Annotated in this window: 12 protein-coding genes; 8 read left to right on the forward strand and 4 right to left on the reverse strand. The window is 66.0% G+C overall.

The window, feature by feature from the left end:
- Nucleotides 1–37: 37 nt before the first annotated feature.
- Nucleotides 38–1444 (reverse strand): beta-lactamase family protein, encoded by a 1407-nt coding sequence (locus L2D00_08810; protein WBQ11945.1) that lies wholly within the window; start codon nucleotides 1442–1444, stop codon nucleotides 38–40.
- Nucleotides 1445–1643: 199 nt separating this feature from the next.
- Here L2D00_08810 and bchI point away from each other — a divergent pair, with 199 nt between their 5' ends.
- From bchI to L2D00_08830, 4 genes are read left to right on the forward strand one after another with little or no spacing between them, the layout of a single operon-like run.
- Complete coding sequence (gene bchI / locus L2D00_08815; GenBank protein WBQ11946.1) at nucleotides 1644–2651, forward strand: magnesium chelatase ATPase subunit I; 1008 nt, start codon at nucleotides 1644–1646, stop codon at nucleotides 2649–2651.
- Complete coding sequence (locus L2D00_08820; GenBank protein WBQ11947.1) at nucleotides 2648–4408, forward strand: magnesium chelatase subunit D; 1761 nt, start codon at nucleotides 2648–2650, stop codon at nucleotides 4406–4408. The genes bchI and L2D00_08820 overlap by 4 nt, the downstream gene beginning before the upstream one ends.
- The gene (locus L2D00_08825; protein ID WBQ11948.1) at nucleotides 4405–5307 is read left to right on the forward strand and encodes an alpha/beta fold hydrolase; all 903 of its coding nucleotides are present in this window, start codon (nucleotides 4405–4407) and stop codon (nucleotides 5305–5307) included. Before L2D00_08820 ends, L2D00_08825 begins: the two co-directional genes overlap by 4 nt.
- Nucleotides 5307–6611: a DUF3422 domain-containing protein gene (locus L2D00_08830; protein ID WBQ11949.1), complete on the forward strand. Its 1305-nt coding sequence runs from the start codon at nucleotides 5307–5309 to the stop codon at nucleotides 6609–6611. The genes L2D00_08825 and L2D00_08830 overlap by 1 nt, the downstream gene beginning before the upstream one ends.
- Before the next feature lie 14 nt (nucleotides 6612–6625).
- Here the strand turns inward: L2D00_08830 and L2D00_08835 are convergent, their stop codons facing one another.
- Nucleotides 6626–7507, reverse strand: coding sequence for a hypothetical protein (locus L2D00_08835; GenBank protein ID WBQ11950.1), 882 nt, complete (start codon nucleotides 7505–7507; stop codon nucleotides 6626–6628).
- On the opposite strand from L2D00_08835, the gene L2D00_08840 reads away from it, so the two are divergent.
- Nucleotides 7500–8825 (forward strand): cytochrome P450, encoded by a 1326-nt coding sequence (locus tag L2D00_08840; GenBank protein WBQ11951.1) that lies wholly within the window; start codon nucleotides 7500–7502, stop codon nucleotides 8823–8825. The two genes, L2D00_08835 and L2D00_08840, sit on opposite strands and share 8 nt — an antisense overlap.
- Here L2D00_08840 and L2D00_08845 read toward each other — a convergent pair.
- A complete protein-coding gene (locus tag L2D00_08845; GenBank protein ID WBQ11952.1) occupies nucleotides 8807–9844 on the reverse strand; it encodes an ATP-grasp domain-containing protein in 1038 nt (345 codons plus the stop codon). The two genes, L2D00_08840 and L2D00_08845, sit on opposite strands and share 19 nt — an antisense overlap.
- A 352-nt stretch (nucleotides 9845–10196) precedes the next feature.
- Between L2D00_08845 and crtI the strand changes: the two genes are divergently transcribed.
- The 3 genes from crtI (at nucleotide 10197) to L2D00_08860 (ending at nucleotide 13358) form a co-directional block, all read left to right on the forward strand.
- Complete coding sequence (crtI, locus tag L2D00_08850) at nucleotides 10197–11720, forward strand: phytoene desaturase family protein (protein ID WBQ11953.1); 1524 nt, start codon at nucleotides 10197–10199, stop codon at nucleotides 11718–11720.
- Nucleotides 11713–12744, forward strand: a complete 1032-nt coding sequence (locus tag L2D00_08855) for a phytoene/squalene synthase family protein (protein ID WBQ11954.1) — start codon at nucleotides 11713–11715, stop codon at nucleotides 12742–12744. Before crtI ends, L2D00_08855 begins: the two co-directional genes overlap by 8 nt.
- Nucleotides 12745–12893: 149 nt before the next feature.
- The gene (locus L2D00_08860) at nucleotides 12894–13358 is read left to right on the forward strand and encodes a tryptophan-rich sensory protein (GenBank protein ID WBQ11955.1); all 465 of its coding nucleotides are present in this window, start codon (nucleotides 12894–12896) and stop codon (nucleotides 13356–13358) included.
- Nucleotides 13359–13398: 40 nt separating this feature from the next.
- Here L2D00_08860 and L2D00_08865 read toward each other — a convergent pair whose 3' ends face one another.
- Nucleotides 13399–14106, reverse strand: coding sequence for a hypothetical protein (locus tag L2D00_08865; GenBank protein WBQ11956.1), 708 nt, complete (start codon nucleotides 14104–14106; stop codon nucleotides 13399–13401).
- Nucleotides 14107–14133: the final 27 nt, after the last annotated feature.

Raw genomic sequence — 14133 nt, forward strand, 5'->3', positions numbered from 1 at the left:
CGCTCCGGAACGTTCGGTCCCGCGAACGCACCGGCTCTCAGGGCGCGTCGGGCGTGTCCTGCTCAGGGGCCGGCACATCAGCCTCTGGTGCGCTCTCCATAGGCTCCCGCGCGCGGCGCGCCGCCACGGCGGCCCTTGCGAAATCAACCACGCCGTCGGACTGGCCGTTGGTGGCCCCCAGGCGCACCACCACCAGGCCTTCAGACGGGATGATGAAGGCGTACTGGCCCTGAAACCCGTTCATGATGAAGGTCCCGTCGGGCAAGCCGGTTCGGTACATCCAGAAGCCCGATCCGTACAGCCCGTCCGACCCCGGCGTCGGCTCGGACACATAGGCCGTCCAATGGGCGGGGATGATCTGTGTGCCGTCCGGCGCGCGCCCGTCATCGAGATAGAGCTGGCCCAGCCGCGCCCAGTCGCGGGCGCTGGCATACATGTAGCTCGACCATTTCTGGGTTCCCGATTCGTCCGCCTCGAGGATGGCCGTGTTCATCGACAGCGGCTCGAACAGCCAGGCGCGGACGGTTTCGATCACCCCCGCCGGCGTATCACCCAGATACGGCTCCAGCGCAGAGCCCGCGAGGATCGTATTGCCCGACTGATAGTCCCAGCGCTCGCCCGGCGCGGCGATCTGTTCGCGCGTGGCGGCGAACATCGCCATGTCGCTTTGGGTGAACAGCATTTCGGACGTCGGGTCCGTGCCGTCATTGCCTTCATACCCGGCCAGCCCGCCGGTCATGCGCAACAGTTGATCCACAGTGATGTCCGACCGCCCGGCGGCGGCCAGCGCCGGAACCTGACCGGGCGCGTGAATATCGATCAGGCCGCGCTGGACCAGCACGCCGGCCATGGTGGCCGCCAGCGATTTGGTCATCGACCAGCCATGCAGCGCCGTCTCGTGGGTGACGCCGTTCGCATAGCGCTCGGCGACAATGGCGCCATCATGCATCACCAGGGCCGCCAGCGTGTTGCGGCCATCCTCGGTGAACACCGCGTCCAGGGCGGCGTCGAGCGCGGCGGCGTCAAACTGCGCATCGCGATGGGCGGCGTCGATCTGCGCCGAATCAGCGGGACGGGCCGGCACGGAGAGAGCGGCGTCAAACGCGCCCGATCCATGCACCAGCGTGCAGCCCAGGCCCTCGCGGTATACCGCGCGCTGGCGCCAGGCGAGGCCGAGCACGCTGGCCTGCGCCTCGCGGGCGGTCTCGTCCACCGACACGCTGACCAGCGGCAAGGCAGGGCCCAGCAGCGGATCGGTGTACAGCGCCTGCGCCCGCTCCGGCTCAAGGCCGGACACGAAGACGAGGGAACATACCTGTTTGGCGGTGATGCCTGTCCCGCTGGGCAGATAAATCCGTCCGATCGTTGATGTGTTCAAATAAATCGCGCCCGCGCCGATCGCTACGGCCACGATTCCGGCCGCCCCCAACAGAAGCTTTTTCATGATGCCCGCCCTTTTGAACACCGGACCATCGCGGCCCGGGGCAGAATGGTCAAGCGGGCCCGTTGCGCGCGGGCGCGACCGGCTCGTCAATGGCAGCCGAATTGGAGAAACTTCGCCATGCGCCGGTGTCAGACGAAAAAAATTGTGCGAGTGTCCAATTTGCTAGACACTTCAGATTCTGACGAACCGAGGCGCATCCATGACCCTATCCTTTCCCTTCCCCGCGATCGTCGGGCAGGAGGAGATGAAGCAAGCTCTGCTGATCGCTTGTGTCGAACCCAGAGTGGGCGGTGTCTTGATCTTCGGCGACCGCGGCACGGCCAAATCGACCGCTGTACGCGCGCTGGCCGGTCTGCTGCCCGAGATCGAGACCTATGAGCACTGCCCCTATAACAGCGCGCCGGGCTCTGATCCCATTGGCGGCGACGCAAAATCGCGCGGCGCGGTGGTACGCAAACCCACCCCCGTGGTCGATCTGCCGCTGGGCGTGACCGAGGACCGGGTGGTGGGCGCGCTGGATATCGAAAAGGCGCTGCGCAAGGGCGAGAAGGCCTTCGAGCCCGGCTTGCTGGCACGGGCCAATCGCGGATTTCTGTATATCGACGAGGTCAATCTTTTGGAGGACCATATCGTCGATCTGTTGCTGGACGTAGCGGCCACGGGCGAAAATGTCGTCGAGCGCGACGGGCTGAGCGTGCGCCATCCGGCCAAATTCGTTCTGGTGGGCAGCGGCAATCCGGAAGAAGGCGAGCTGCGCCCGCAATTGCTCGACCGGTTCGGCCTGTCGGTGGAAGTCGCCACACCGCGCGATATCGAACACCGCATCGAGGTGGTGCGCCGCCGCGACGCCTTCGAGCGCGACCCGCAGACATTCTGTGAAACCTGGGCCGAGGCCGGCGCAGAGCTGAGAGAGCGCATCTCTGCGGCTCAGAAGCGCGTGGCCAAAATCGAAACCACTGACGCGGTGCTGCGGCGCGCCTCGGAAATCTGTATGGCGCTGGGCGCTGACGGCCTGCGCGGAGAGCTCACCCTGATCCGGGCTGCGCGCGCACAAGCCGCGCTGGAGGGGTCGGACGAGATATCCCTGGAGCATCTGCGCGCCGTGGCGCCCGCCGCCCTGCGCCACCGCCTGCGCCGCGATCCGCTGGACGAGGCCGGCTCGTCCGCCCGTATCGAACGCGGGCTCGCCGAGGCGTTTGCGGCGTGAGCGAGACCACCCATATGCGCGACAGCTGGGGCGAAGCGCGCCTGGCCGCCGCGCTGCTGGCGGTGGATCCCGGTCTCGGCGGCGCGGTGCTCAAAGCCCGCGCCGGCCCTGCGCGCGACGCCTGGCTTGAGACTTTGCGCGATCTGGTCAATGAGGCCGCGCCCTGGCGGCGCATCCCGGCAGGTGTGGGCGATGAGGCGCTGCTGGGCGGCGTCGATCTCGCCGCGACGCTGAAAACGGGACACGCGGTGCAGCGCGCGGGTCTGCTTGATGAAATCCGCGACGGCGTCGGTGTGCTGGCCATGGCCGAGCGCGCCGAGACCGGACTGGCGGCCCGCCTGGCCCTGGCGCTCGACAGTGCGCCTGCGCCCATGCTCATCGCGCTGGATGAAAGCGCCGACCCGGATGAAGGCGCACCCGGCGCGCTCATTGAACGCCTCGCCTTCCACCTCGATCTGTCGAGCGTGTCCTTAAGCGATCTCAACACCGCCCCGCCTGGCCATGACCGCGAAGCCATCGCCATGGCGCGGGTGCGCCTGCCCCATGTGGAGAACGCCGGCGCGGCGCGCGCCCTGACCCAGACTGCGGCGGCGCTGGGCATCAATTCCCTGCGCCCGCCCTTGCTGGCCCTGCGCGCCGCGCGCGCGGCCGCAGCGCTGGAGGGGCTGGACGAGATTGGCGAGGATCAGGCGGCGCTGGCGGCCCGGCTGGTGCTGGGACCGCGCGCGCTTCACTTGCCCCACGAAGACCGGCCGGACGACGACCAGACCGAGGACCAGGAGCCCGATGCACCGCCCCCGGATGATGAGGCACACAACGACAACAGCGAGCCGGACGATCAACCCGAGGACCAGCCCGATGACGCCCACACCCCGGACGAATTGACCGAAATCACCACCGAGGCGGCCAAGGCTGCCATTCCCGCCGGCCTGCTGGCGCGGCTCGAAGCCGGTGTGTCGAACAGCCGGGCGAGCAGTGCCGGTCAGTCCGGTGCCACGCGCAAGAGCGGCCAGCGCGGACGTCCGGCTGGCACGCGCCGGGGCGATCCGGGCGAGGGCCGCAAGCTGGATGTCCTGGCGACCTTGCGCGCCGCAGCCCCCTGGGGCCGCGTGCGCCGGCGTGGCTGGGACCGGCTGAAATCCGGCCCGGCGCTGGAGGTCCGCCGCGAGGACTTCCGCATCAAGCATTTCAAGCAGAAGGCCGAGACGCTGACGATTTTCGTCGTCGATGCCTCCGGTTCTCTGGCGCTCAACCGCCTGTCCGAAGCCAAGGGCGCGGTGGAGCTGATGCTGGCTGAGTCCTACGTGCGGCGTGATCAGGTGGCGCTGATCGCCTTTCGTGGCAGCACGGCCGAAACACTGCTCCCGCCCACCCGCTCGCTCACTCGCGCCAAGAAATGCCTGTCCGCCCTGCCCGGCGGCGGCGGCACGCCGCTGGCCACCGCCATTGAGGCTGCTGAAGTCCTTGCCCACGCCGCCGCGCGGCAGGGACGCACCGTGACGCTGGTTTTCCTCACCGACGGGGCCGCCAATGTCACGCGCGCCGGAACCGGCGGACGGGATGTGGCCCAGGCTGAAGCGCATGATGCCGCACGGCGCCTGCGCGCGGCGGGTCATGCCGCCATCATCGTCGATGTATCGAAGCGGGGCGCGGAGACAGCCCGGTCCGTCGCCCAGAACATGGCCGCCCGCTACGTGCGCCTGCCCGCAGGCAATCCCGGCGCGCTCGCAGACCTTGCACGGACGGCAGCCGCATGACGATCGCGCGCATCCCGGACAACTGGCCCTGGCGCGCCAACAGCGAGATGGTCGCCGCCGGCGGGGTCAGCTGGCATGTCCAGCGCGTCGGGTCGGGGCCGGTACTGCTGCTGATTCACGGCACCGGGGCCTCGACCCATTCCTTCGAGCATCTGGCGCGCGAGCTAAGCGGCGAGTTTGAAATTGTCATGGCAGATCTGCCCGGTCACGGCTTCTCCGGACAGATGGAGGCCCCCGAACTGCCGCTGGTGGCGCAGGCTCTGGGCGCGCTGATGACGCGCCTGGGCACAGGGCCTGCCATGGTCGCGGGACATTCAGCCGGCGCGGCCGTCGCCATCCGCATGACGCTGGACGGGGTGATCCAGCCTAGGGCGGTGATTGGCCTGGCCCCGGCGCTGCAGCCTTATGGCGGTGCCGCAGACGGTATCGCGTCGAAACTCGCCCGGATGGCATTGCTCAATCCGTTCACGCCGCGCCTTTTTGCGATGCGGGCCAACAGCACGAGCGTCGCGCGCCTGATTGCCAAGACAGGCTCACAGCTCGATGAGAGTGGCGTGGCGCAGTATCAGCAATTGCTCAAGCAGCCCGGCCATGTCGCCGGGGCCCTGCGACTGATGGCCCATTGGCAGCTGCGGCCCCTGCTCGCAGACCTGCCGCGCCTGAAAACCTCAACCATAGTAGTGCTCGGCGAGAACGACCGGGCCACGCCGGCCGCCGAGGCATGGGCTGCGGCGCGCCGCATACCGGGCTGCCAGGAGATCCGGCTTCCCGGCCTTGGCCATCTTGCCCATGAAGAAGACCCCGGCCGCACGGCCGATATCATACGCCTCGCTGCACAGGCCGCCGGGCTCGACTTGAGCGCCAGCGCGCACACGCGCCGCATGGCCGGAGGATCCTGATGCCCGCTCTCACCCTGCCCGCCAATCATCCGCGCCGCGTCGATCTCAGCGAAGAGGTTCATGCGCGCCCGCCCCAGCCGCTCACCGCGCCGCTGAGCGCGTCCTATCTCGTTCTCTATACCGGGCCCGAGGAACAGGCCGCCGACCGCGCCGCCATCGCAGCTCTGGGCGCCCGCTTCAGCGCCGCCGAGCCGTCTGAAGGTGCCACGCATTACAGCGCCCATCTGGGCCCGGTACGCGTGATCTGGGAGCGCCACACGGAATTCACCCGCTACACCTTCATTCGCCAGAATGGCGATGAGCGCACCCCCTTCGACAATCCGCCCATCGCCGAAGCGCCCGCCGACTGGCTCGCCGGCCTGCCCGGCCAGGTTATCTTCGCGGCCCATGTCCTGATGGTGAATGCCCCCGAGGACGGCCCCGCCATTGACGAGAATGCCCGGCGCCTGTTCGGCGACGCCGAGCTGGTGGGCTCGCGTATCGCTTCCGGGGGTGCCGTGGCGCTGACCAGCTTCCGCAGCCATGGCGACGGCTTCAATCGCTATCTGATCCGCAATCGCAGCCTGTCGCCGATCCAGGCCGGGCGCCTGATGCGCGGCCTGCTGGAAATGGACACTTACCGCATGATGGCGCTGCTCGGACTGCCCGCCGCGCGCGATCTGGGACGGATCATGACCGCCCGCGAGCAGGAGCTGGCCGGCATCACCCATGAGATGGCCGACGGCATTCATGCCGACGAAAGCGGGCTGCTTGACCGGATTACGCGCCTGCAGTCTGACATCGAACGCCGGCACTCCCAGCACCGCTACCGGTTCGGCGCGTCAGCGGCCTATTACGGCATCGTCCAGGCCCGCATCGAGGAATTGCGCGAGCAGCGCCTGGAGGGCCTGCAAACCTTCGCCGAGTTCGTCGAACGCCGCCTCGCGCCCGCCATGAGCACGGTGGAGGCAGTATCGGACCGGCTGGAATCCATGTCCGAGCATCTGGCGCGGGTCACCCAGCTTTTGTCCACACGCGTCGCCCTGACCCAGCAGCAGGACAGCCGCAAACTGCTCGCCGCCATGGCGCGGCGCGCCAAGATCCAGCTGCGCCTGCAGCGCACGGTGGAAGGGCTCTCGATTGCGGCCATCACCTATTATGTCGTCGGCCTGATCGCCTATTTCGCCAAGGGCACCGAAGTGCTCGGCATGCCGCTGGATGCGGCCATCATCACCGCCGCCGCCGTGCCCATTGTCGCGCTGGCCCTCATTGTCGGCCTGCGGCGCGTGCGCGGCCGGCTCGGCAAGTCGGCGCAGGAGGATTGACGCGCTGAAGCCGCTCAATGTCCGTGCGTCGCCAGCCTTGACGCCTTGCCGACCCTGAACCGCCGACTGACCTGGTGACGGTAGTACAGGATCAGGCCGAGCCCGATCAGCAAAGGCACAGCCCAGAGCACGGGCGCAAGCGCCAGTTCGGGAACCAACCGGACCGCACCAAAGGCAAAGAAGGCCGTATAGACCGATATCCCCGTTCCAACGATGGCCTTTATGTGCTCCAGCAACCACTCGACCGGTCCGGGGCTTCTCCTCAGAAGGAACCAGAGATTGGTGCCCACAGTGGCGAATCCCACAAGCGACATCCCGATCATCATCGGCTGACCCAGATTGAAGCCCTGCAGGGCGCATTGGGCTGACGCGACAAGCAAGACCAGCTGCAGCATGCCGTTGACCCAGTCGCGATTGCGCGTGTGATTATGCTTGTTGACGGCAGCCCGCCAGCCATACCAGGCCAGATTGATGGTCAGGATGGACAGGTAAAGCATCATCCAGCCAAATATCCCCCGCACCAGCGCCGGATCGGAGAACTCTGCATGCTCGGCCAGGTGGGGGTGGGTCTCCATGGGCTGCCACAAGGTCAGGCTTGACATGATGGCCGCGGCCAGCGCGGTTATGAGCATGGCGATGGCGAAGAGTCGGCCTGACAGGCGATGAAGCTTGCCGCCTTTCCGGGCGGCGACGGGCACCCAGAAAACGATCAGTCCTGGCGCACCCGTGATGATGTGAAGGACGATGAAGACAACAAAGATGTCATGTGCAGACATGGATTTAGCACCAACCAGTTGAAGTGTTCGTATCAGGACGGAGGCGACAGGCATGCCAGCAGGAGATTTCAGGCCGCCGCGGCCATCGCGGCTTCCGGCAATCCTGTCGCTGATGCGCACTGTATGGCACGGGGACGGCGACCTGCTCAGCCTGCTTCCCGGCGAGGCGTTCTCCATGAAGGCCGGCGAGCTCGGTTTTTCGCGCCGCTCCATCAAGCTTTTCAATGATCCTGACCTGGTGCGTCAGATTCTCAATGAAACGGACGGGCTTTATCCCAAGAGCGACCTGATGGTGGGGGCGCTGGAGCCGCTCATCGGCGATTCCATTTTCGTTTCGGACGGTCCCAAATGGCGGCGCCAGCGCGCCATGATCGATCCGGCCTTCTCCAAGATGCGCCTCAACCTGGCTTTCGGCGCCATGCAGGCGGCAGCGGCGGATTGCTGCGAACGCCTCGGTGCCGCCGCTGAGACGGGCGCAACACTCTCCCTCGATCAGATTATGAGCGAGCTCACCGCAGACATCATATGCCGTACGGTTTTCTCCATCTCGCTCGACTCCCAGATCTCGCGGGACGTGTTTGAAGATTTTTCGATCTTCGAACGGGGCGTCGCTCAGGTGAAGATATGGCGGCTTATCGTCGACCCGGCCTGGACCCGGGCGGAGCAGGACCCGGATGTGCTGGCGGCCTGCTCCCGGATTCGCAAGCACCTGGGCACCTTGATCGACACCCATTTGGAAGCGGGGGACGGCACCTATGATGACATCGCCAGCGAGGTGATCGCCGCGCGCGACAGCGATACCGGCCAACCCTTTGACCGGGAGGAGCTGATCGACCAGCTGGGCGTCTTCTTCCTGGCCGGACACGAAACCACGGCCAGCGCGCTCACCTGGGCTTTTTACCTGCTGGCCATCCAGCCCGATATACTGGCTCGGTTGCGCGCCGAGGTCAGCGCCGTGTCCGACGGGGGGGGCATCAGCTTCGAAGCCGTGCGCAGATTGCTTTTCACGCGCAGCGTGTTCCGTGAAACCCTTCGCTTGTACCCGCCGATCACCTTCATGCCGCGCGTGGCCATGCGGGCGGGACGAATAGGCCCCTACGCCGTTCGAAAAGGGGCGCTGCTGATGATTTCGCCCTGGACGCTGCAGCGCCACCGGCAATACTGGTCCCGGCCCGATCATTTCGATCCGGATCGCTTCATGCCTGGCCGGGAGGCCGAGATAAACCCCCACGCCTACATCCCCTTCGGGTCCGGTCCGCACACCTGCGTCGGAGCCGGCTTTGCCACGCTGGAAGCGGTACTGATTCTGGCCACCCTGGCGCAGCAGTTTGATTTTGACGTCCTGGCGCGCGACCAGGTCCGCCCCTCCGCCCGCCTTACGACGCGCCCCGCTGAGCAGATCCATGTGCGGGTGAGGCGTCACAACGCAGGCGCCTGATGTGCCGGCGCGCCGGACTGCAGCAGGACTGGCCCCGCAGGATACCACTGGATGTCCAGCGTCGCTGCGTCGCCGAAACTGCGCCCCTGGAAGATCACCTGCTTGAGGACGGGCCATGACATGGGCGTCATCAGCGGAAAAACCCAAGGGTCGGCCGCTGACCAGAGCACATCGCGGGCGCTGGCCATGGTCTTCAACATGCGCCAGAACGCGCCGGGCCTGAGCGCCTGGCTGTAGGCCCGGGTCAGCGCGGTATGACTTTCCTGGTACCGCGGCTGGGCTTTCAGGCGCACCTGATGGCCGATGGGCTGTCCCATGATCACCGCCGCGAGGTCATCATGGCGCATGAAATGGAGACCGCTGGTCAGGCGTGGGTTGCACTCGAGGGGCCAGGGCGTTCCATCCGCGTCAACAATGAAATCAAAAGCGACAAACCCGGTGTACCGGGTCTGCTCGGCAAACCTTGAAACCCATTCATCAATGGCCGCAAGCGCCACTTGCTCAAAGCACACCGCCACGGTTCCGGAGAAAATGAGACCACGATAATTGACATGCGCCAGCACCTCGCCGTTGCGGCAGAATGATTGTGTGCTGTGCTCACGCCCCCTGATCCGGCGCTGCACCACCCAGTCTGCAGACCTGAGCTGATCGGGAAGGGCCTGGCCGGCGCGCAGAAAGTGCAATCCCGATCCCGCGCATCCGAAGCGCGCCTTCATGACCGTTTCGCCAGACTCCGAGAGCGCCGCCGCCCCGGGGCTGTCGCCCAGGCAGGTCGGCGGTGCCCGCAAGCCGGCCCGGGCGGCAGTTTCCATGAACTCGAATTTGTCGTGAAGCGTGAGGATCCGTTCGAACGGTTCGCACAGGAGCTCGGCCGTCTCGGGCAGACGGCCGGCCAGAGCGGCCACATGCATGACTTCCTCGGACACGGGAATGACCAGATCCACCGCCTCCTCGCGGATAATCCGGCACAGAGCGTCCAGATAGGCTTCAGGGTTTGACGCCGGGGCCGGCGTCGTCACGCAGCGCGCGACAGCTCTCGATGGCTTTGATAGATGCAAGGCGAAGGGATCCGCAATGATCACCCGGTTGCCGGCCGCGTGCAGGCATCGCGCCAATTCCAACCCTTTCGGCAACCGCCCAAGGGTCAACAGAATGGTTTTGCCCATGTCCACCGCCGATTCGTCCGAGCCGACTGGCCCAGCCAGAAAATTGAAACAAATTAGTCAACGCTCGGCAATATGAATTCACCCGGTGCAGGCCGCGCCACAGCTGCGCAGCGCCGCACACGGCCGGGCTGGCAAGGCTGGGCGTGTCAATATAGATACTAGAGTGACTGCGCCGAAGCTAAACGATGCGCGGATGGAGGCTACCATGCTCGAACGCACCGATGACACTCCCGCCCAGCAGCCAGGAAAGCCCCATGCGATCGTAATCGGAGCGGGCTTTGGCGGGTTGGCGGCGGCCGTCCGGCTCGGCGCGCGCGGGTATCGCGTCACGGTGCTTGAGAAGCTGGATGCGCCCGGTGGCAGGGCCTATGTCTTCAGGGACAAAGGCTACGTGTTCGATGCCGGGCCCACCATCATTACCGCCCCGTTCCTGCTTGAGGAATTATGGCAGCTGGCCGGGCGCACGTTCCAGGACGAAATCGATCTGCGCGAGATCGACCCCTTCTACGCCATCAGGTTTGACGACGGCAGCGTCATTCACTGCCCGCGCGATGCCGAAGCCATGCGCGCCGAGGTCATGCGGGTGGCCCCGGACGATCTCGCGGGCTATGAGCGCTTCTTGCGCAAGAGCAAGGATATCTTCGAAGTCGGCTTCAAGGAGTTGGCGCATGCGCCCTTCCACACGCTCTCATCCATGGCGCGTGCGACACCAGACCTCATCCGCCTGTCCTCCTATCGGACCGTGCACCAGCTTGTTTCCAAATATGTCAAGAATCCGAAGCTCCAAGTTGCTCTGAGCTTTCACCCCCTGCTCGTAGGCGGAAACCCGTTTGCCGCCAGTTCATTCTATTGTCTGATCTCCCATCTCGAGCGTCAGTGGGGCGTTCACTTCGTCATGGGCGGGACGGGCAGGCTTGTGGAGGGTCTGGTTGACCTGATCAGGGGCCAGGGCGGACAGGTGCTCTGCAACAGCGAAGTGCGTCAGATCAAGGTGGACAACGGCCGGGTCACCGGCGTGGAACTGGCCAGCGGCCGCCATATCCCGTCGCAGGTGATCGTGTCCAATGCCGAAGTCGGACACACCTACAAACATCTCATGTCCGGCGTCCGGCGCAAGCGATGGACGGACCGGAAAGTTGATACGGCCCGTTACTCCATGAGCCTGTTCCTGTGGTATTTCGGAACAAGAAAGCTGTACCCGGACGTGGATCATCACACAATTCTGCTGGGCCCGCGTTATCGGGGGCTGCTCAGCGATATCTTCGAGAAGAAGCACCTGGCGGAGGATTTCAGCCTGTACCTTCACCGCCCGACAGCCACAGACCCCTCCATGGCGCCACCGGGCTGCGAGGCGTTCTATGTGCTGTCGCCGGTTCCCAATCTGACCGGCGATACCGACTGGGCAAAGATGGCCGAGCCCTACCGCCAGGCGGTGGAGCAGCGGCTTGAAGAGACCTTGCTGCCCGGCCTGAAGGGCTCAGTTGAGGTCTCGCGGGTCATGACCCCCCTGGATTTCCGCGACCGCCTGAACTCGGTTCACGGTGCCGCCTTCGGGCTGGAGCCCCTTCTCACCCAGTCAGCCTGGTTCCGGGCCCACAACAAGAGCGAAGAGGTCGAAGGGCTTTACTTGGTCGGCGCTGGCACGCACCCCGGAGCAGGCGTTCCGGGCGTTCTGTCGTCTGCACGCGTACTTGACGCCATCGTGCCGGATGCCGCCGCCTATGGCTGAGCCGTTTGCCAGCCCGCAGGATATTCAGGCCTGTCGCGCAGCGATCAAGGGAGGTTCAAGGAGCTTCTTTGCCGCTTCGTTTCTGTTGCCCAGCGAGGCGCGGGACAGGGCCTTTGCCCTGTACGGGTTCTGCCGATGGGCGGACGATACAGTCGATCAGGGCGAAGACGCCGCAGCGGCCTGTAGCCTCGTCACCCGGCACCTGGAGATGATTTACGCCGGCCAACCGGCCGACAACCCAATCGACCGGGCCTTCAGTGATGTGGTGCGCCAATGCGACATACCACAAGCCTTGCCCGACGCCCTCATCGAGGGTTTTGCCTGGGATGCGACCGGCCGCCAGTATGAGACGCTGTCGGACGTGCGCGCCTATGGCGCCCGGGTGGCGAGCTCGGTCGGAGCGATGATGTCGCTGGTCATGGGCGCCCGGAGCGCCGAGGCCCTGGCGCGCGCTTGCGATCTGGGCGTGGCCATGCAGCTGACCAATATCGCACGGGATGTGGGCGAGGACGCCCGGGCGGGCCGCCTGTACCTGCCGCGCGCCTGGTTTGCCGAAGCGGGCCGCGACCCTGATGCATGGTTGGCCGAGCCATGCTTTGACGAGCACATCGCCGCCTGCGTCGAGCGGTTGCTAACTGAAGCTGACCGCCTGTACCAACGCGCGCGGCCGGGCATTGCCTTCCTCCCGTCCAGGTGCCGGCCCGCCATTCACGCAGCGGCCCGGATCTATCGGGAGATTGGCGTGGAGGCCGGGCGCAACCGGTTCGATACAGTCAATCGCCGCGCGACCACGTCGACCTTGCGCAAGCTGGGTCTGGCGGGAGCCGCAGTGCTTGATGCCGTGTTCGCCTCCAGCGCCGCAGCCGAAGCGCCGCTGGCCGAAACGCGTTTTCTGGTCGATGCCGCCCCGAACGTGCCAGCCCCAGACACGCCGCCGCCCTGGTGGCGGGTGGATGAGGAATGGGGGCGGGTGATCGGAATACTGCATGAAGTTAAGATGAGAGACAGGGCGGCCGGCGGCTGACGCGGCCAAAGACCCGGAGGAACTGCGAGCATGATTCACTATGTATTCTTCGCACTGGAAGCGTTGCTGGCTCTTGTGGTCATTATCTGGGGCTTGCGCGAACTTCGCCGCATGAAGCGCAAGGACGTCAAGGAGAGCAATCGGGAGTAATGGACGCCCCCTATTGGACCCTTCTACCATTTGTCGTCACAGTATTCCTCGCGTCCCTGACCGGGGCGATCTTTCGTCCGGGCGCCTGGTACAAGACCCTGAGCAAGCCCCGCTGGACGCCCCCGGACGTCGTTTTTCCGATCGTCTGGTCCATACTTTACATCGCCATGGCCATAGCGGCCTGGCGGGTGTGGGACCTTGCCGGATGGCATCCTGCGCTCGCCATCTGGGCCTTGCAGCTGGTGCTCAACGCGCTCTGGTCGGCCGTATTCTTCGGGATGCGCAAGCCCGGACTGGCGCTGGCCGAAGTGGTCCTGCTCTGGCTGGCCGTGGCGGCCAATCTCTATGCCTTCGCCCAGATCGACGCCATCGCCGGCTGGCTGCTGGCACCCTATCTGGTGTGGGTGACCATCGCCGCCACCCTCAATCTGGAGATCGTGCGGCTGAACAGAACAAAGGCATGACGAGGGTCTGCGCGGCGCGCCTGGGCAAACAGCTGCCTGTTCAGCGCCAGTACGCCCGCGGCATTCGGAAGGGTAGCATCATTTTCACCACCTGTGACGAGAACCGCGTCAGGTCGAGGCTTTCATGCATCGATGTCCGCCGCGCGCCCAGGAGCTCCGTCTCGATCAACGAGCGCGAGTAGAATGGCGTATCTTCCAGCGTTTCGATCACCCGCGCCGGCCCGTCCGAGCGCGCGGCGCGATCCACCCGCCAGCCGGTCTTTGGCAAAGCCTGTACCCGTGGCGCATCGAATGATTCGGCCCGGCCGGCCGGATCGATGCGCAGGGCAAGCGACTGCCCGCCGCCATCCGCCCAGACCGAATCATACAGGATCGCCGCGCCGCCTTCCGTCGCCGTGCGCGCCCAGTTCCAGGACCGGAACCCCGCTTCCAGCGGTTCGGCGCCGGCATTCATGTCCACATAGCCATCGCCGGAAAAACGTAAAGCCGGCGCGTCAAACTCAGCTTCCACCCGCGCACGGGGCCAGACCGGGCGCCAGACATGGCGGCCTTCCGCGTCCAGCGTAAAGGTCTCGCTTTGCTCCACATCGGGCCGGATCACGACCCGCCCGCGCACGGCCTTGGGCAAAGGCGCACCATGCTCGGCGATGTCATAGATCAGCGCCCCGTCTTCAAAGCGCACCTGGCTGGGGCCCAGCGCCAGGCTGTCGGCGCTCGCCTGCACCGCGCCGCGCCGCCGCTCGGTCATCGCCCAGCGCCGTACGCCGGGGCCGTA

Source organism: Hyphomonadaceae bacterium BL14, assembly GCA_027627705.1.
GTDB lineage: Bacteria > Pseudomonadota > Alphaproteobacteria > Caulobacterales > Maricaulaceae > Oceanicaulis.